We start from the raw sequence: 16139 nt of genomic DNA, 5'->3' as shown, positions 1-16139 counted from the left end.
GCGGCCGTTCCGAAAGCCCGGGATCCGTGCGTGCCGTGTCTGCGGCGGGGCGGGTGGTCAGGGAGTCCTGGCGGTCAGGAAGCCGTGACGGTCAGGGAGTCGTCGCGGTCAACCCCGCGAACACGATCACGTTGTCGCGGTACTCGTCCCCGGCACGCGGCCCTCCGCACGTGATCAGCCGCAGCTCCGGACGGGCTACGTCCCCGTACACGTCGTCCGCCGGAAAGTCCGCCTTGGCCACCGTCCGTACGGCGCTCACCGTGAACTCCGCCGAGCTGCCGTCGTCCCTGCGCGCCACGATCCGGTCGCCCCGGTGCAGCCGGGCGAGGTGCCGGAACACCCCGTCCCCGTAGGCGCCCACCGTGACATGGCCGAGGATGACCGACGGCCCGACCTGACCCGGCGTCGGCGAGTGCCGGTACCAGCCCGCACGGTCGTCGGCCGTGACCGGCGGCACCTGGACCGTGCCGTCCGCCGCCAGGCCGAGCCGGATGACCGGGGTGTCGACGTCGATAGCCGGGATCCGTAGCCGGACCGGGGCCGAACGCCCCAGCGCCCGGGCCGAGTTCGCGGACGGCGAGGAGGACGGACCGTCGTCCGTCCCCTGCCTGCCCCGCGACCTCCGGGAGTGCGCGCTCGCGCCCTGCCCGGCTTCCTGCTCCTGGCCGCCGCAGCCCACCAGCAGCGAGGCCATCGCCGCCGTGGCCGTCGTGGCGAAGGCGCGCCGGGAGAGGGACGTCGGTGCGGACAGAGGCGTTGGCTCGGACAGCGGCACCGGCCTGGACAGCGGCGTCATGCCCCGTGCGCCCTCCGACGCCGTACGACGAAGACCGTCGCGCCCCCGGCGAGGAGCACCGCGGCGGCACCGCCCCCGATCAGCCCGCCCGCGGCGCCGGACGACGAGGACGGGTCCGTGACTCCGGTGTCCGGCGCCCCCGACGGTACGACGGAGACCTGGCCGCCCTCCGGTGCAGGCGTCGGCTCGGCCTCCGACGGCGCCGAGGGGACGGGCGAGGCGGGCCGGGTCGGCTCGGCGCTCGGGGCGGTGGTCGGCTCCTCGCTGGGCGTCGGGACGGCGGTGGCCGCGGGCTGCGAGGCCGTCCGGCCGGGGGCGGGGGTCGGGGAGGTCCCGTCGGCGAGGGCGGGCGTGGTGCTCGCCAGGACGGCGGTGCAGGCAAGAGCCAGGATGCTGAGGGCAGTTCGACGCATGGGGTCGCTCATTCTCTCGGTGACGGAATCGAGCGAAGAGACGAGGCAGCCCCGGAGCGGGTTGCAAAGAGATGGCAAAGTCGCCGGGGGGCATCACAGCCGGACCTCGAGGGCTTGGCCGTCGTCCGCCGAGGGCTCGTGCCACGGCGGGCGGCGGCAGCCCGTCATGAACATGCTGTTACTCTCCCCCCACGCGCGTGGGGGGAACGGCCGGGGGGCCGAGCGAGGAGCCGGAGCGCTGCCGAGTGTCCCACCATGCCTTCTTCTTGCCTTCCCAGGAGGAACGGTGGCCCGACTCGGCCGACGCCGGCACAGACCGGCCCTTGGTTCACGCTCAGTACGCCTCAGATCCACGGCCGCGCACACGGCCGTACTCGCGGCGACGCTCAGCCTCAGTCTCAGCCTGCCGCTCACCGCGACGCCCGCCACCGCGGCACCCTCACCGCTCGCGGCCGCCGCGGCAGGGGAACTCGTCCTGCCCGCCGCCCCGCGTGCCGTCCCCCGGGCCACCCAGATCCTCAACGCCGGTGCCACCGGGTTCCTCTGGGCCCAGGAGGGCGACGACCGACTGCTGTGGACGGACTACGCGACCGGCACCACGACCGCGCTGGAGCAGCGGCTGGAGGTCCCCGTCCAGTACGACATCGACAGCGGCTATTTCCAGGAGGCCGCGTCCTTCCAGACCGGCTACTACGGTGACGGTTCCGACACCGTCGCCCTGTACTCCGAGGAGGACCACCAGGTCACCCTCCTCCAGGGCGCGGGCGCCTCGGGCGGCACGAGCGTGGTGCCGGTGCCCGAGTACCACACCTACCAGGGCACTTTCGGCGACACCGTCCTGACCAGCACCGGCGGGGTCAACGGGAACCCGAACGCCTACCAGCTGCGGCGCGTCAACGACGGGGGCGGGGTCACCGAGACGCCCGTCACCGGGCTCCCGGACGGTGCGGGCGACATCCGGGTGGAGGACGGCGACGCACGGTCCGTCATCGTCCGCTACAGCACTGGCGACAGCGAGGACAGCCACAGTCACTGGGGCATCGTCGACCTCGCCACCGGAGTGTTCGGCGCGCTGCCCGACCGGGTCGACGCCACGGACACCTGGGAGGTGGCAGGCTTCCGGCTGGGCGCCGACTCGGTGCTGCGGCTGCGGCCCGGGCGTGGCAAGGCGGACGTGTACGACCGCGCCGACCTGTCCGCCGCGCCCCGTACCTTCGACACGGCGTCCCTGACCCACGAGGCCGCGTACGGCATCGTCGGCGACAGGCTGCTCGGCGTGGAACCGGTGTGGCCCGGCAACAACATGTACCGGGGCCAGCCCCTGTGGGCCCTCGATTCCGACGGTACCGACACCGGCATGACCGAGGTCATGGACCCGGCAGCCCACCAGATCGTCCAGGCGCCGGACGGCTCCGTCCTCGTGGCGGGCGCCGAGAAGTACGTCGACCGGGGCGACCTCGACTGGGGCGTGTACCGCGTCGCCCAGGGCGCCGACGGCTCGGTCGCCCGCACCCGGGTGACCGCCGTACAGCCGATGCCCGCGGGGATCCGCGGTCTGTCGATCGGCAACGGCATCCTCACCACGTCCGACAACAGCACGCTGTACGAGCCGGACACGATCGTCGGCGCCTATCGCAGCACCTGGCTCACCCCGGGCAGCACGCCGAGCGTGGCCAGGACCAGCGTGGACGGGCTCGTCAGCGGAAGGGACGGCGGCCGTCTGCTCGCCGACGGCACCGGCCGCCACGGCCGCCGCAACGCCTCCGAATCCGGTCTGACCGTCCTGCGCACCAACGGCACCGCCCCGTGGGGTCCGGCCCTCGACACCGGCGACAGCACCCCGGAACTCAAGGCCCTCTCCGGGCGGTACGCGATCGTCGACGGTGCCTCCTCCGACTCGCAGTACATCGCCGAGTTCCCCGTCGACGGGACGGCGCCGAAGGTTCTCCAGAAGCGCGACCGGGTCGCCGCCGCCGTCTGGGGGGACACCCTGTGGAGCGGCGCGGCCACGGGAGGCAAGGTCACGGCCACCCGGCTCCCGTCCGGCAGCGTCGTGGAGTCGTTCACCACCCGCAACGGCTGCACCCCGTCCGATCTCCAGGCCGTGGGTCGCTGGGTCTACTGGACGTGTGTGGACAACTGGGGGTCTGTCCAAGGCTCGGGCGTGTACGACCGTACGGCGAAGCGCACCGCCACCGCCCCGGACGGCAGGGTCCTGCTCGGCGACGGCTACCTCGTCCAGCGCGTCGACGGTGTCCAGTCGATCAGCGGGCTGACCCTCATCGACCTGCACAACGGACTGCCGTCCAGCGGAAGTCACTTGGACCTGCCGAGCCACAAGCTCGCGGACTGGACCGAACTCGGGCGGGACAACCTCACGGCGGGTGCCCGCTGGACCGTCGACCGCTTCGGCGGCGGCGTCGCCTACGCCGACGAGGCGCAGCGCGTCCACCTCGTGCCGACCGGCGTCCCGGCCTCCGCGCTCACCGCGATCGACTCCACGGTCACCGCCGGATCCGCGGGCTTCTCGGGCACCTGGTGGCTGTCGAAGCCCGCCGCCTCCTGGACGGTCGCCGTCCGCGACAAGGCGTCCGGCTCGACCGTCCGGACCCTCTCCGGCTCGTCCGCCCGCGGTCTGCTGAAGGCCGCCTGGGACGGCAAGGACTCCGCGGGCCGCCTCGTCGCCAACGGCACCTACACCTGGACGCTCACCGCCCAGCCCGCCGACGGCCAGGGCGCCGCCCTCTCCCGCACCGGCACCGTGAAGGTGACGGCCGGGTCGGCGGCACCGCGCGACCACGCCGGCAGCGACGGCGTGGGTGACGTCCTGACCCTCAACTCCTCCGGCGCGCTCACCATCCAGCGCGGCACCGGAACGGGCACGCTGGGCAGCAAGGTCTCCGGCTCCGGCTGGTCCACGACCGCGAAGTTCGTGCCGTTCGGCGACCTCGACGGCGACCGCTGCAACGACGTCCTGGTCCGGCTGAGCAGCGGCGCCCTGCGCGCCTACCGCCCGGCTTGCGGCACGGCGCCGACGCCCTCGACGCCGTACACCTCGCTCGGCACCTCCGGCTGGAACGCGTACGACATCCTGACCTCGCCCGGCGACGTCAACGGCGACCGGCGTCCCGATCTGATCGCGCGTCAGGCGTCCACCGGGGACGTCTACCTCTTCAAGGGCACCGGCACCGGAACGCTGTCCGCCCGCGTCAAGATCGCCTCTCGCTGGACCGGCTACAAGAAGATCATCGGCGCCGGCGACCTGAACGGCGACGGCCGCGGCGACCTCCTCGCCCAGGACAAGTCCAACGAGCTCTGGCGCTACGAGGCGAACACCACGAGCACGGGCGGCTTCAAGGCGCGCGTCAAGGTCCTCGACGACTGGGGTGCCTCCTACAACGCCGTGGTCGGCGTCGGCGACTTCACCGGTGACGGCCGGGCGGATCTCGTCTCCCGGGACACCTCGGGCAACGTCTGGCGCAACAACGGCGACGGCAAGGGGTCGTTCGGCAGCCGCACGCGGATCGCCACGGGCTGGCAGGGCTACAAGGCCGTCGTGTAGGACAAGCAGCCGGCGCGGGAAACAACCAGCAGGACAGCGACCAGGCAGAGAGGCCCGGCTCCAGGGCGGATTCCATGGGTCGTTGCAACACGCGGTCGTGTTGATCAGGCCGTGAGCAGTTTATGCAGGCGCTCGGCTGGGGTTTCCCAGCCGAGCGTTTTGCGTGGGCGGCTGTTGAGTTCGGCGGCGACCGCATCGAGGTCGTCCCTGCTGTGCCGGGACAGGTCGGTGACGTGCCCACCCTGCGCGTCGCCGCCGAGCTCGCCGAGCTCCCCTTCAAGCACGACGCGGTGATCTACGGCCTCCACGCGCTGCCGGTGACGTGGTGAGCGGACCGCGATGTGTGCGGCCGGTCACCTGGTGAGTCGGTCGCCGACGGCATACGTACGATGAGGGCGTGACAGCCCGTGCACAGCACCGCCGTGCGCCTCGGCTCCCGATGACGGGGCCGTGGCGCATGCTTCTGCTGCTCGGGCTCCTCGCCGGGCTGTTCGGGATGCACGCCCTCGGGCCCGGCAACGTGGTCGCCGCCGCCTCCACCTCGTCCCATCACGCCCACGCGCGCGCCATGGCCGCCGCCCACATGCCGGGCACGGCCGACGAGACCGTGTGCCACGGCGGCACCACGGGCGGCGGACACGCACAGCACGCCGACCCGACCTGCGCCTCCGGCGCCGTCGGCACGGGACCCGTACTGCCGGCCCTGCTGCCCGATCCGGCCGGAAACGCCGTCTCCGGCGATCTCGACGGCCGTTCCGTGGCCGCCGCACCGGAGGGCGGGCGCGCGCCACCCTCACTGGCCGAACTACAGATCCTGCGGACCTAGGACAAGGCCGAGCCGTCCCCGTCCCCGTTCCCCGACCGGGGGAGTACGGGCGTACGGGCACACGGCGCTCAGCCATGCCCATGCCGCGCCGCCCCGCGAGGCCGCGGCACGTCACGTACTTCGCAGGAGTTACCAGCATGACCAGTACCCGTACCCTGATCCGTCGCGCCGCCCTGGCCGCGACGGCCACCACCGCCGCCCTCGTCCTCGCCGCCTGTGGCGGTGACGACGGCGGGCACGACGCCTCCGGCACGCACAAGTCGCCGTCGGCGAGCGCGGACGCCTCCGCCACGGGCGCCCCGGCCGGCGCCCACAACGACCAGGACGTCTCCTTCGCGCAGGGCATGATCCCGCACCACCAGCAGGCCCTGGAGATGGCCGAACTGGCCGCCGACCGCGCCTCCTCGGCACAGGTCAAGGACCTCGCCGCGCGCGTCCAGAAGGCGCAGGACCCGGAGATCCGGACCATGTCCGGCTGGCTGAAGGCCTGGGGCGAGGACGTCCCGGCGGCCACCCCCGGCATGGACCACTCCGGTCACTCGGGCGGCTCCGGCATGGCCGGAATGATGGACCCGGCGGACATGGACAAGCTGTCGAAGGCCTCCGGCAAGGACTTCGACACCATGTTCCTGACCATGATGGTCGAGCACCACGAAGGCGCCGTGGAGATGGCCGAGACCGAGAAGGCGAAGGGCCGGTACAACCCGGCGACCGAACTGGCCGACGCGGTCATCACCGCCCAGACCGCCGAGATCAAGGAGATGAACAAGCTGCTCGGCAAGAACGGCGGCTGACGCTCCGGCGGGCAACGGGCAACGGGCGGCGGACCGGGGCACACCGACATCCGGTCGGCCCCTACGGGCCGCCGCCCGGCACCCGTCACAACCCGCCCCGGGCCTGAAGAGGCGTCCCCGAATTCAGCGCCGCCGGCGACATTCAGCCCCTCCGGCGTTTGAGGAGCGGGGGTCCAGGGGGCAGAGCCCCCTGGCGGGGTCGAAGGGGCAGCACCCCTTCAAGGACGGGACGGGTAGGGGCGGCGGGGCGAAAAACCCTCCCGGGGAATCACCCGCCCCGCCGCCCGGGTTCACCTCACGACCACCGACAAGCCGAAGACCCGAAGAGGAGCCGTACATGTCCGACGCAGGACCGGCCGAACAGCACCCCGTACGCGTCCACGAACTCCGCCTGGTCGTCACCGCGGCCGACTACGACGAGGCGCTGCGCTTCTACCGGGACGAGCTCGGCCTCCCCGAGCGGGGCGCGTTCTCCTCGCCCGACGGCCGGGTCACGATCCTCGACGCCGGCCGGGCCACCCTGGAGCTGACCGACCCGAACCACGCCGAGTTCATCGACGAGGTCGAGGTCGGCCGACGGGTCGCCGGCCACATCCGGGTCGCCTTCCAGGTGGACGACTCGAGGGCCGTCACGGCCAGGCTGGCCGCCGCCGGAGCCGAGGTCGTCGCGGAGCCCACACGGACGCCCTGGAACTCCCTCAACTCACGCCTCGAAGCGCCCGGCGCCCTGCAGTTGACGCTGTTCACGGAGCTGGGTGAAGGGGTGCGTGAGGGGGTGGATGAGGGGTGAGTGAGAGCTCGGGCCAGGCCCTGCGGCATACGCAACGCGCGTAGACAATCCGGTCACCCCTACAGGGAGCCCATTCGCCCGTTTCGGTGATAATTAGGGCATGAGTACGACGACGTTTGTACTAGCGGCCACGTCGAGTGAAGTACTCAACGTGATCGCCGCCTTCGTGGGTGGCCTGTTCATCGCCGGCGCCCTGGTCTGGGCCGTTCAGTTCGGCATGCGGGTCCGGGACCGAGAACTGCCCCGGCCCAAGGCCGACGAGCAGCCGCACCTCCCCGAGACCGGCGCGGTCCATGAGATCCGGGAGATACGGGAGCCGGACGAGGTGCCGCACGCGACGGGCAGGGAACGGCTCCTGCCGCACGAGCTGCACCACGCGGGCAGCAAGCGCAGCGAGGACCAGCACCGCAAGCGGTGGCTGCCGGGCAAGAGCGGTTCCTTCGGCGGCGGCGGTATCGGACACGCCTGAGCCGCCGGGAAATTGCGGCGCGGGGACCGGCTGCGTGATGTCACCCTGTCCGGACGACGTGCATGGCTGCGCGAATCAGAGCCGTTCAAATCCGTGCACGGGTCCGGACAGGGGGCGCATGCCCCGACGACCTGCTGGCCGAGCTGAACGGCCGTAAGGACCCGGCCAGGATCAACGACCTGCTGAGGCGTTCTCGCGCGTCGAAGCGCTGGTCGACTCCGAGATGTCCTGCGCCGTGGCCAGGGCCAGGATCACGAAGAAGTCGATGCCGACCATGATCACCGACCACACCGGCGTGTACGGCAGGAAGAGAAAGTGGAGCACCATGCTCAGTGACGCCACGAAGATGCCGGTGATCCGCGCCCACCAGGCCCCCTTGAGGATGCCGTAGCCGACCGCGGCCACGACGACGCCGAGGACGAGCAGCGTCCAGCCCCAGCCCGTGAGGCTCATCCCGAAGACGTAGTCGCCGACACTGCCGTAGACGTCGTCCTCGGCGATCGCGGAGATGCCCTGCAGGACCGCCAGCAGGCCGTTCACCAGCATCAGCACACCCGCGAAGACGAGTCCGCCGGTGACCCAGCCGGGGACGGCGGGCGCGGGCCGCGGGCCGCCGGTGGGGCCCGGTGCGGGGGTGGGGCCGGGGGCTCCGGGGCGGCTGTGCGCCGCGTCGGTCGCCTGTGACTGCGGCTGCGACTGCGGCTGCGGCTGGGACTGCTGCTGGCTCATGGTTGCCGTACCCCACTTCTCGCTTCTCGCGTGTTCTGCGGTCGGTTCGACGATGGGTTGGGGCGGGGGCGGTCACCACGGGGGAGGGCCGAACGGGTGACGGCCGGAGTGCGGGCTCGGGCTCACCGAACTTCACTGGAGGAGCCCGGAGGGGACAGTCAGGTCCCGACGCGCACGGAACGCACCCGCTGGAGGCGCCATGCCCGGTCACCGAACGCGGTGGACGACGACCACGATACTCACGACGACCGCCGCACTGGCCGCCGCCCTCCTCACGGCGTGCGGCGAGGACGACACCCCCTCCTCCGTGGCCAGCAGAGCGGCATCGGCCTTCGCCTCGGCGACCGCGGAGGCGGGCCGCCAACTGGACGACATCCAGGGCGGCATCGACGCCAAGGACGCGGTGAAACTGGGCGCGCCGAAGACCGACTCGGACGGCCGTACGACCGTGGAGGTCACCGCGGACAACACGACCGACTCGACCCGGTCCTTCGCCGTACAGATCAACTTCCGCGACGAGGACGGCAACTTCCTGGACGCCACCGTGGTGACCGTGTCCGACGTACCGGCGGGCGAGACGGGGACGGCCACCGGCCGCAGCACCCGCGACCTGGGCGGCGAGGTGCGGGCGGAGGTGGCGAGGGCCGTGCGCTACTGAGGCCGGCGCGACTTGCGCGAGTCCGTCGCCTGAGCCTCGGGCGCGCCCGACACCGTGATGTCGATCTGTTCGCTGGTCGAGCTGACGCCGTTCATCGTCGCCGTCGCCTGCAGGCGGCCCGGGCCGGGGGTGAGGGCGAGGGCGGGGACGCAGTGCCAGATGCCGTTGGGTCCTGCGGTGGTCGAGCAGACCTCGTTCTCCGCCGCGTCCCGGACCGTGATCTGGGCGCCCGGGTAGGCCGTGCCCACCGTCCTCGACAGCGCGTCCACGGGGACGCCCGACTGGGGGCGGGACAGGGTCGGCACGGGCAGTCCGACCGTCACGGTGCAGGTGCCCCTCTCCCGCACGGTGCCCTTCGCGTCCCGCAGGACCAGGGCGCAGTCGGGGAGCCTGGTGCCGGGTTCGGCCTCCGGGCCGACCGACAGGACGAAGGGGAACGTACGGCGCTTCCATGCCTCCGACGGCGAATCGGATGCCGAGCCCGGGTCGCCGCCCGCCGGCGCCGGCTCCCCAGCCGCTCCCGACGCCCCTGACGCCCCCGTGAACGTGTACGTCCCCGTGGCCCCGCCCTGCCCCACCGCTCCCCGGTAGCCGAGCGAGGCGAACGGCATGCCCGTCACCCTCGTCCCCGTCGGCGCCGTCAGTGTCAGCGTGGAACCCTCGCCCAGCCCCATCCCCTCGTAGCCCCCGACCTCGACCCGCCCCTCCCGCCCGGGCTCGATCGTCGCCGCCGCCCACAGATCAGGGCCGGACGAGCCGACCGAACCGTCCGGTCCGGACGGCCCCACCGAGATCACCGCCGCCACCGCCGGACCCTCGGCGCCGTACGACACGCCGTACGACACCCCCGTCATCGACACCACGCCCGCGACAGCGAGCGACCCGAGAACCGTCGTCTTCCAGGACCTGCTCATCGTCGGCGGGGCTCCTCACACATGCGTCGGCAACACCACTGCCTGCGATTCTCACGGCCCGTTCGCGCAGGTGGCGTGTGTTGCTCGGCCGTACGGGCCGGTCGGCCGACGTGCACCACCCGTGCGGGGGCCCGTCGCCGCCGATCAGCCGATACGGGCGAACCCGCGGGCCGTCGGCGTCAGCGGGAGCAGGGTCGCTTCCCCCTGCTCCCCCCACTTCCCCGCTGATCCGACTACGGCTGGATCCCCTGCTCCGGATGCCGTACGGCCTTCTTCACGTCCGCCTCGACCTCGCCCCGCGAGCTGCCCTGCTCCTTCGCGTATTCGGTCACCGCGGTCTGGACGTCGCGCGCGAGGTCGCGCCAGGCCCGCCACGCGGTTTCGTACGTGTCGGTCTGGAGCTCGGTCCACGGGCTGTGGGCGGGCGGCCCGTACTGACTCCGGAGCTCCTCCACCCTGGTGTGCGCCTGGTCGGCCGCGCGCTGCATGGCGACCAGTTCGTCGAAGGTGCGTGCCACGCGTACGGATCCTTCGGCAGCGGGGGCCGCGCCGGGGGCCCGCCACGCGAGGGGCCCGCACCCTTCCACTCAGACGGAGTCGGAGCGTGCCCCCAGTCGGGCCTCCAGCCCGTCGAGGATCGTCCGCACGCCGAACGCGAAGACCTCGTCGACCTGCTCCGAGAAGCTCTCCCCGCGGCGCGCCTGCGCCTCCCCGCTGGCGGCCAGCCGTGGGTACTTCGCCGCGATGGCTTGGGCCTGCGCGACGACCGCGGCCTCCTCCTCCGACTGCGCGGCCGGGTTGCGCGACGCGCGTTCCTTGACCTCGGCGGCCTCGGTCGAGGTCATGAAGGCCAGCCCCGTCACGAACATGAACGGGGTGCTCACGGCCCAGTCGAGGTCCGCGTCCCGGAAACCGGCGGTCTCGAAGGTCTCGTACGCACACTCCTGGAAGCGGGCCATCCCGTCGCTGTAGCCGACGTACGTGGTGATCACGCGCACCAGCCAGCGGTGCCGGTCGCACAGCTCGCGTGCGGCGTACATCAGCTCGCGCGCCGCCGTCCGCCAGCCCACCGCCGGGACGTCGGGCAGCCGGACCTCGCTCCACACCTCGTCGGCCGCGAGCACCAGCAGGTTCTCCTTGTTGCCGACGTGCCAGTACATCGCCGTGGCCGCCGAGCCCAGCTTCTGGCCGAGCTTGCGCATGCTCAGGCCGTCGATGCCCTCGGCGTCCAGCAGCTCGATCGCCGCCCGGACGATCTGTTCACGGTTCAAGGTCTCTCGCGCCATGGGACCAGCGTAACCGCCTCTTGCACGCTGTAAAAGTTCCTGCCCCAAAGGACTTGCACACCGTGCAAGTCAAGTTTTACGGTGTGCAAGTCCACGGAGTTGCACACCGTAAAAGTCCCCTAGAAGTCGTCGAAGTCACCGAGGAGAGTCATGACCGCCATCCACGCAGAGGGCCTGCGCAAGTCGTACGGGGAGAAGTCGGTGCTCGACGGCATCGACCTGCGCATCCCCGAGGCGTCGGTCTTCGCCCTGCTCGGCCCGAACGGCGCCGGCAAGACCACGACCGTCCAGATCCTGTCCACGCTGATCGGCGCCGACGCCGGCGAGGCCCGCGTCGGCGGCTACGACGTCGTGCGGCAGGCCGACGACGTACGCCGCTCGATCGGTGTGACCGGCCAGTTCGCCGCCGTCGACGGGCTGCTGACCGCCGAGGAGAACCTGCTGCTGATGGCGGACCTGCACCACCTGAGCCGCGGCGAGGGCCGTCGCCGGGCCGCCGACCTGCTGGAGCGCTTCGATCTGACGCAGGAGGCGAAGAAGGCCGCCTCCACCTTCTCCGGCGGTATGCGCCGCAAGCTCGACCTGGCGATGACGCTGGTCGGCGAGCCGCGGATCATCTTCCTCGACGAGCCCACCACCGGCCTCGACCCGCGCAGCCGCCGCACCGTGTGGGAGCTGGTCCGCGGCCTGGTCGAGGACCTGGGCATCACGATCTTCCTCACCACGCAGTACCTGGAGGAGGCCGACCAGCTCGCCGACCGCATCGCCGTGCTGCACGGCGGCCGGATCGTCGCCGAGGGCACCGCGGAGGAGCTCAAGCGCCGTATCCCCGGCAGCCACATCCGGCTCCGGTTCGCCGACGAGCGGCGGCTCGACGCGGCCGCCCGGGTCTTCGAGGTCGCCCAGCGCGACCCCGAGAACCTCGCCCTTCAGGTCCCCGGCGACGGCACCCCCGCCACCGTACGCGCGGTCCTCGACCTGCTGGAGGCCGCGGCCGTCGAGGCCGAGTCGCTCACCGTGCACACCCCCGACCTGGACGACGTGTTCCTCGCGCTGACCGAGACCCAGAAGACCGCCACCGTCTGACCCGCCACCGTCCGACGCACCGCCGCCCGACCCGTCCCCGAAAGGACACCCCGATGACCACCGTCCCCACCACCGCCACCACCCCCGCGCGCACCCGCTCCTACGCCTTTCGCGACTCGATGACGATGCTGCGCCGCAACATCAAGCACATGCTGCGCTACCCGTCCCTGACGGTGCAGATCGTCACCCTGCCCGTGCTGATGCTGCTGCTGTTCGTGTACGTCTTCGGCGGCGCGATCGGCGAGGGGATCGGGGTCGGCGACCGCGACGCCTACATCAACTACCTGGTCCCCGGCATCATCGTGATGGCGGTGACCTCCGGCACGATCACGGTCGCGGTGACCGTGTGCACCGACATGACCGAGGGCATCATCAACCGCTTCCGGACGATGGCGATCTGGCGCAGTTCGGTGCTCACCGGGCACGTGCTCGGCAACATGATCCAGATCGTGTTCATCCTCGCCCTGGTCACCGGGGTGGCGTACGCGATCGGTTTCCGCCCCGACGCCACCGCCGTCGAGTGGGCCGCCGCCCTCGGGCTGCTGCTGTTCCTGGCCTTCGGACTGAGCTGGCTGTCGGCCGCGATGGGCCTGAACTCGAAGACCATCGAGGCCGCGAGCAACGCCCCGATGCCGCTGATCTACCTGCCCTTCCTCTCCAGCGCGTTCGTCACCCCCGACTCGATGCCGACCGGCCTGCGCTGGTTCGCCGAGTACCAGCCCTTCTCGCCCATCAACGAGACCCTGCGCGGCCTCCTGCTCGGCACCGAGATCGGCAACGACGCCTGGATCGCCCTGGCCTGGTGCGCCGGCCTCGGCCTGACGGGCTACCTGTGGGCGCGGGCGACGTTCCGCAAGGGCGCCGGGCGCTGAGCGGCCCGTGCCCGGCCATCGCTTTACGGAGCCGATGCCAACTCGCGACCTACGCCAGCCAGACCGTCGTGTCCGGCCCCAGCCGACCCCCCTCCAGCGGCCCGCTGCCGATCAGCACCTCACCCGGCGGCAACTCGACCGCCGTACCGGAGAGGTTGGCCACGCACCGCCAGCCGTCCGAGCGGGCGAAGTGCAGCACCCCGGGCGGGCTGTCCGGCGCCCATTGCAGTTCCTCGCCCTCCAGCAGCTTGCGGCGCAGGCGCAGGGCCCTGCGGTAGAGCTCCAGGGTGGAACCCTCCACGCCGTCCTGGGCCTCGACGGCGTACGCCGCGAAAGCCGACGGCTGCGGCAGCCAGGACCCGCCCGCGCCGAAGCCGTACGACGGCCCCGTCGTCGTCCACGGCAGCGGCACCCGGCAGCCGTCGCGGCCCTTGCGCACGCGTCCCGTCTGTTCCCAGATGGGGTCCTGGAGGACCTCGAAGGGCAGGTCGGCGACCTCGGGCAGGCCGAGTTCCTCGCCCTGGTAGACGTACGACGAACCGGGCAGCGCGAGCATGAGGAGGGTCGCGGCGCGGGCCCGGCGCAGGCCCGCGGACTCGTCGACGGCCGGGGCGTGGCCGCCGGACAGGAGCCAGGCGTTGTCGTCGGTGCCGGGCGGGAGCATCAGACGGGAGGTGTGGCGTACGACGTCGTGGTTGGACAGGACCCAGGTGGCGGAGGCGCCGGCCGAGCGGGCCGTGGCGAGCGAGTCGGTGATGATCCGCTTCAGCTCCTCCGCGTCCCACCTTCCCTGGAGATACTCGAAGTTGAAGGCCTGGCCCAGTTCGTCCGGGCGGGCGTACAGGGCGCGGCGGGAGGCCGAGGTCACCCAGGCCTCGGCGACCGCCATGCGGGGCGGGCGGTAGGTGTCGAAGATCTTGCGCCAGTCGCGGTAGATCTCGTGGACCTCGTCGCGGTCGTAGAAGGGGTGGGTGCCGGGCGGGAACCGGTCCAGTTCCTCCTCGCGGCTGAGCTCCGGGGCGCCGAGGTCGCGCAGCGGCTCGCTCAGGTCCTTGGCGACGGCGTGGGCCACGTCGACGCGGAAGCCGTCGACGCCGCGGTCGGACCAGAACCGCAGGGTGGTGCGGAAGTCGGCGCGGACCTCCTCGTGCTCCCAGTTCAGGTCGGGCTGCTGCGGGGTGAACAGATGCAGGTACCACTGGCCGTCGGGGACCCGGCGCCAGGCGCTGCCGCCGAAGACGGACTGCCAGTCGGTGGGCGGGAGTTCGCCGTGCGGGCCGCGGCCGTCGCGGAAGACGTAGCGGTCGCGGGCGGGCGAGCCGGGGCCGGACCGCAGCGCCTCCTGGAACCAGACGTGCTGGTGGGAGGTGTGGTTGGGGACCAGGTCGACGATCACTTTCAGGCCGAGGCGGTGGGCCTCGGCGGCCATGGCGTCGAAGTCGTCGAGGGTGCCCAGGCGGGGGTCGACGTCGCGGTAGTCGGCGACGTCGTAGCCGCCGTCGGCCAGTTCGGACGGGTAGAACGGGCTGAGCCACAGGGCGTCCACGCCGAGGCCGGCGAGGTGGCCCAGGCGCCCGGTCAGGCCCTTGAGGTCGCCGAGCCCGTCGCCGTCGCCGTCGGCGAAGCTGCGGGGGTAGACCTGGTAGATGACGGCCTGGCGCCACCAGTCGGGGTTGCTGGACGAGAGGTCGGGCGTGGTGGGGCGAACGGTCACGCGGTCTCCTCGTGGGGTGAGTACGGCGACAGTGAGAACTCTGTCCACTTCGCCGGAAAAGCGAACACCGCGAAGAGCGGATCAGATCATTCCCCGTGTGACGGAATTGTGATTGCTGTTTGAACTTCCCTTGCGTTCCCGCAGGTTGACAGCGTTCTCGCCGCGCCCGACGATGTGCTCACGCTGTGGCGCATGTGACCAATGAGCCCAGTGTTTCTTCTTCGACCACACCCCACGATGGGATACGCATGTCCATAGCGAGACGTGTCATCGCGCGACGCCTGTTGGGGACGGGCGCCGCGTCGCTCGCCCTCTGCGCGGCCACCGTCGCCTCCGCCTCCGGTGCCTGGGCCACCGGTTCGCACGGCGGCGACGGCTGGAAGTCCGGCGGCACCTACCAGCCCGGCACGGGTGCCGGCACGGAGACGGCCACCGACCGCTGCCAGTTCTCGCTCGACGGCACGAACTTCTACGACTCGGTCAAGGTCGACGACCAGAACCTGAAGGTCACCGACGACGGCAAGGTCCACGTCGCCGTCCGCGCCGCCGCCGACGCCACCACCTGCACCGCCTCGCTCGCCTCCTACCTCGCCCACGGGCCGACGTTCGCCACCTCCGGCGAGCAGGTCTTCGTCGACTTCGACACGGTCACGGTCAAGCCCGGCCAGACCGACACGCTCGACATCGCCGTGCCGGACGCGGGCTGCTTCGCGCAGATCGACCTGTACCGGGGCGCGGTGAAGTTCGACGGCAAGCTCGGCGCGAACGACGGCTTCGAGCACGGGGAGCTGCCCAAGGGCCCGGACCGCCCGGTCATCAAGGACAAGCTGATCGCGGCCTGGAACGGCGGCACGAAGGACTGCACGACCGAGCCGCCGGCCACCGAGGAGCCGCCGACCACGCCGCCGGCCGAGCCGTCGGAGCCCGCCTCCGAGGAGCCGTCGACGCCGGCAGAGGAGACGACGCCGCCGGCCTCGGAGACTCCGTCCACCGAGACCCCGACCCCGGAGGCCTCGGACTCGCCGTCCGCCCCGGCCCCGTCCCCGAACGGCGGCGACGGCGACCTCGCCCAGACCGGCGGCAGCAGCGCGACCGGCCCGATCGCCATCGGCGCGGTGGTGCTGGTCGCGGGCGGCGCGGCGTTCATGGTCGCGTCGAAGCGGCGGCGCACGGCGCGTTCCTGATCCAGGGGAACCGAAGGGGCCCGGGGTGATCACCCCGGGCCCCTTG

At 72.1% G+C, this 16139-nt stretch carries 16 protein-coding genes and 1 pseudogene; 9 read left to right on the top strand and 8 right to left on the bottom strand.

The features are described 5' to 3' along the window. Positions 1-91: 91 nt before the first annotated feature. Both EJ357_RS24055 and EJ357_RS24050 read right to left on the bottom strand, forming a co-directional pair. Complete coding sequence (locus tag EJ357_RS24055) at positions 92-796, bottom strand: class F sortase (RefSeq protein WP_126393631.1); 705 nt, start codon at positions 794-796, stop codon at positions 92-94. After that, positions 793-1209: a Tat pathway signal sequence domain protein gene (locus tag EJ357_RS24050; RefSeq protein WP_126393630.1), complete on the bottom strand. Its 417-nt coding sequence runs from the start codon at positions 1207-1209 to the stop codon at positions 793-795. The genes EJ357_RS24055 and EJ357_RS24050 overlap by 4 nt, the downstream gene beginning before the upstream one ends. A gap of 286 nt (positions 1210-1495) precedes the next feature. On the opposite strand from EJ357_RS24050, the gene EJ357_RS24045 reads away from it, so the two are divergent. Further along, a complete protein-coding gene (locus tag EJ357_RS24045; protein WP_228473149.1) occupies positions 1496-4771 on the top strand; it encodes an FG-GAP-like repeat-containing protein in 3276 nt (1091 codons plus the stop codon). A gap of 104 nt (positions 4772-4875) precedes the next feature. Here the strand turns inward: EJ357_RS24045 and EJ357_RS24040 are convergent. After that, a pseudogene (locus tag EJ357_RS24040) lies at positions 4876-5001 on the bottom strand (IS30 family transposase); the annotation flags it as partial. A gap of 167 nt (positions 5002-5168) precedes the next feature. Here EJ357_RS24040 and EJ357_RS24035 point away from each other — a divergent pair. The 4 genes from EJ357_RS24035 to EJ357_RS24020 all read left to right on the top strand — a co-directional run bounded on the left by EJ357_RS24035 (position 5169) and on the right by EJ357_RS24020 (position 7650). Further along, positions 5169-5597 carry a DUF6153 family protein gene (locus EJ357_RS24035; protein WP_228473148.1) on the top strand — a complete coding sequence of 143 codons (429 nt, stop codon included), beginning with the start codon at positions 5169-5171 and terminating at the stop codon, positions 5595-5597. A 137-nt stretch (positions 5598-5734) separates the two neighbouring features. Beyond that, on the top strand, positions 5735-6391 hold the full coding sequence (locus EJ357_RS24030; protein ID WP_126393629.1) for a DUF305 domain-containing protein: 657 nt from the start codon (positions 5735-5737) through the stop codon (positions 6389-6391). A 337-nt stretch (positions 6392-6728) separates the two neighbouring features. Next, positions 6729-7181 (top strand): VOC family protein, encoded by a 453-nt coding sequence (locus EJ357_RS24025; protein ID WP_126393628.1) that lies wholly within the window; start codon positions 6729-6731, stop codon positions 7179-7181. A 100-nt stretch (positions 7182-7281) separates the two neighbouring features. Beyond that, positions 7282-7650, top strand: a complete 369-nt coding sequence (locus tag EJ357_RS24020; RefSeq protein ID WP_126393627.1) for a DUF6479 family protein — start codon at positions 7282-7284, stop codon at positions 7648-7650. Positions 7651-7821: 171 nt separating this feature from the next. Here EJ357_RS24020 and EJ357_RS24010 read toward each other — a convergent pair whose 3' ends face one another. Continuing rightward, on the bottom strand, positions 7822-8379 hold the full coding sequence (locus tag EJ357_RS24010; RefSeq protein WP_228473147.1) for a DUF7144 family membrane protein: 558 nt from the start codon (positions 8377-8379) through the stop codon (positions 7822-7824). Positions 8380-8578: 199 nt separating this feature from the next. Here EJ357_RS24010 and EJ357_RS24005 point away from each other — a divergent pair, with 199 nt between their 5' ends. Continuing rightward, the gene (locus tag EJ357_RS24005; RefSeq protein ID WP_126393624.1) at positions 8579-9037 is read left to right on the top strand and encodes an FxLYD domain-containing protein; all 459 of its coding nucleotides are present in this window, start codon (positions 8579-8581) and stop codon (positions 9035-9037) included. Here EJ357_RS24005 and EJ357_RS24000 read toward each other — a convergent pair. From EJ357_RS24000 to EJ357_RS23990, 3 genes are all read right to left on the bottom strand, one after another. Beyond that, entirely contained in the window at positions 9031-9951 is a 921-nt protein-coding gene (locus EJ357_RS24000; protein WP_126393623.1) for an Ig-like domain-containing protein, read from the bottom strand. The genes EJ357_RS24005 and EJ357_RS24000 overlap by 7 nt on opposite strands. 233 nt (positions 9952-10184) lie before the next feature. Beyond that, positions 10185-10469, bottom strand: a complete 285-nt coding sequence (locus tag EJ357_RS23995; protein ID WP_126393622.1) for a hypothetical protein — start codon at positions 10467-10469, stop codon at positions 10185-10187. Positions 10470-10538: 69 nt separating this feature from the next. Further along, positions 10539-11237 carry a TetR/AcrR family transcriptional regulator C-terminal domain-containing protein gene (locus EJ357_RS23990; RefSeq protein ID WP_126393621.1) on the bottom strand — a complete coding sequence of 233 codons (699 nt, stop codon included), beginning with the start codon at positions 11235-11237 and terminating at the stop codon, positions 10539-10541. A 150-nt stretch (positions 11238-11387) separates the two neighbouring features. Between EJ357_RS23990 and EJ357_RS23985 the strand changes: the two genes are divergently transcribed. Then, positions 11388-12323: an ATP-binding cassette domain-containing protein gene (locus tag EJ357_RS23985; RefSeq protein WP_126393620.1), complete on the top strand. Its 936-nt coding sequence runs from the start codon at positions 11388-11390 to the stop codon at positions 12321-12323. A 53-nt stretch (positions 12324-12376) separates the two neighbouring features. Beyond that, positions 12377-13195 carry an ABC transporter permease gene (locus tag EJ357_RS23980; protein WP_126393619.1) on the top strand — a complete coding sequence of 273 codons (819 nt, stop codon included), beginning with the start codon at positions 12377-12379 and terminating at the stop codon, positions 13193-13195. A gap of 49 nt (positions 13196-13244) precedes the next feature. Here EJ357_RS23980 and EJ357_RS23975 read toward each other — a convergent pair whose 3' ends face one another. Further along, positions 13245-14909 (bottom strand): glycoside hydrolase family 13 protein, encoded by a 1665-nt coding sequence (locus tag EJ357_RS23975; protein WP_126393618.1) that lies wholly within the window; start codon positions 14907-14909, stop codon positions 13245-13247. A 248-nt stretch (positions 14910-15157) separates the two neighbouring features. On the opposite strand from EJ357_RS23975, the gene EJ357_RS23970 reads away from it, so the two are divergent. Continuing rightward, positions 15158-16093: an LAETG motif-containing sortase-dependent surface protein gene (locus EJ357_RS23970; protein WP_126393617.1), complete on the top strand. Its 936-nt coding sequence runs from the start codon at positions 15158-15160 to the stop codon at positions 16091-16093. The last annotated feature ends 46 nt before the right edge of the window (positions 16094-16139 follow it).

The sequence above is a fragment of the Streptomyces cyaneochromogenes genome (genome assembly GCF_003963535.1).
In the GTDB taxonomy this organism is placed as follows: Bacteria; Actinomycetota; Actinomycetes; order Streptomycetales; family Streptomycetaceae; genus Streptomyces; species Streptomyces shaanxiensis.
The sequence above is the reverse complement of the archived record's forward strand: the minus strand, read 5'-3'. Positions and strand labels throughout refer to the sequence as shown.

Coding starts and splice junctions, on each gene's coding strand:
- EJ357_RS24055 (WP_126393631.1), bottom strand. CDS start 796: ATGACGCCGCTGTCCAGGCCGGTGCCGCTGTCCGAGCCAACGCCTCTG.
- EJ357_RS24050 (WP_126393630.1), bottom strand. CDS start 1,209: ATGCGTCGAACTGCCCTCAGCATCCTGGCTCTTGCCTGCACCGCCGTC.
- EJ357_RS24030 (WP_126393629.1), top strand. CDS start 5,735: ATGACCAGTACCCGTACCCTGATCCGTCGCGCCGCCCTGGCCGCGACG.
- EJ357_RS24025 (WP_126393628.1), top strand. CDS start 6,729: ATGTCCGACGCAGGACCGGCCGAACAGCACCCCGTACGCGTCCACGAA.
- EJ357_RS24020 (WP_126393627.1), top strand. CDS start 7,282: ATGAGTACGACGACGTTTGTACTAGCGGCCACGTCGAGTGAAGTACTC.
- EJ357_RS24010 (WP_228473147.1), bottom strand. CDS start 8,379: ATGAGCCAGCAGCAGTCCCAGCCGCAGCCGCAGTCGCAGCCGCAGTCA.
- EJ357_RS24005 (WP_126393624.1), top strand. CDS start 8,579: ATGCCCGGTCACCGAACGCGGTGGACGACGACCACGATACTCACGACG.
- EJ357_RS24000 (WP_126393623.1), bottom strand. CDS start 9,951: ATGAGCAGGTCCTGGAAGACGACGGTTCTCGGGTCGCTCGCTGTCGCG.
- EJ357_RS23990 (WP_126393621.1), bottom strand. CDS start 11,237: ATGGCGCGAGAGACCTTGAACCGTGAACAGATCGTCCGGGCGGCGATC.
- EJ357_RS23985 (WP_126393620.1), top strand. CDS start 11,388: ATGACCGCCATCCACGCAGAGGGCCTGCGCAAGTCGTACGGGGAGAAG.
- EJ357_RS23980 (WP_126393619.1), top strand. CDS start 12,377: ATGACCACCGTCCCCACCACCGCCACCACCCCCGCGCGCACCCGCTCC.
- EJ357_RS23970 (WP_126393617.1), top strand. CDS start 15,158: ATGTCCATAGCGAGACGTGTCATCGCGCGACGCCTGTTGGGGACGGGC.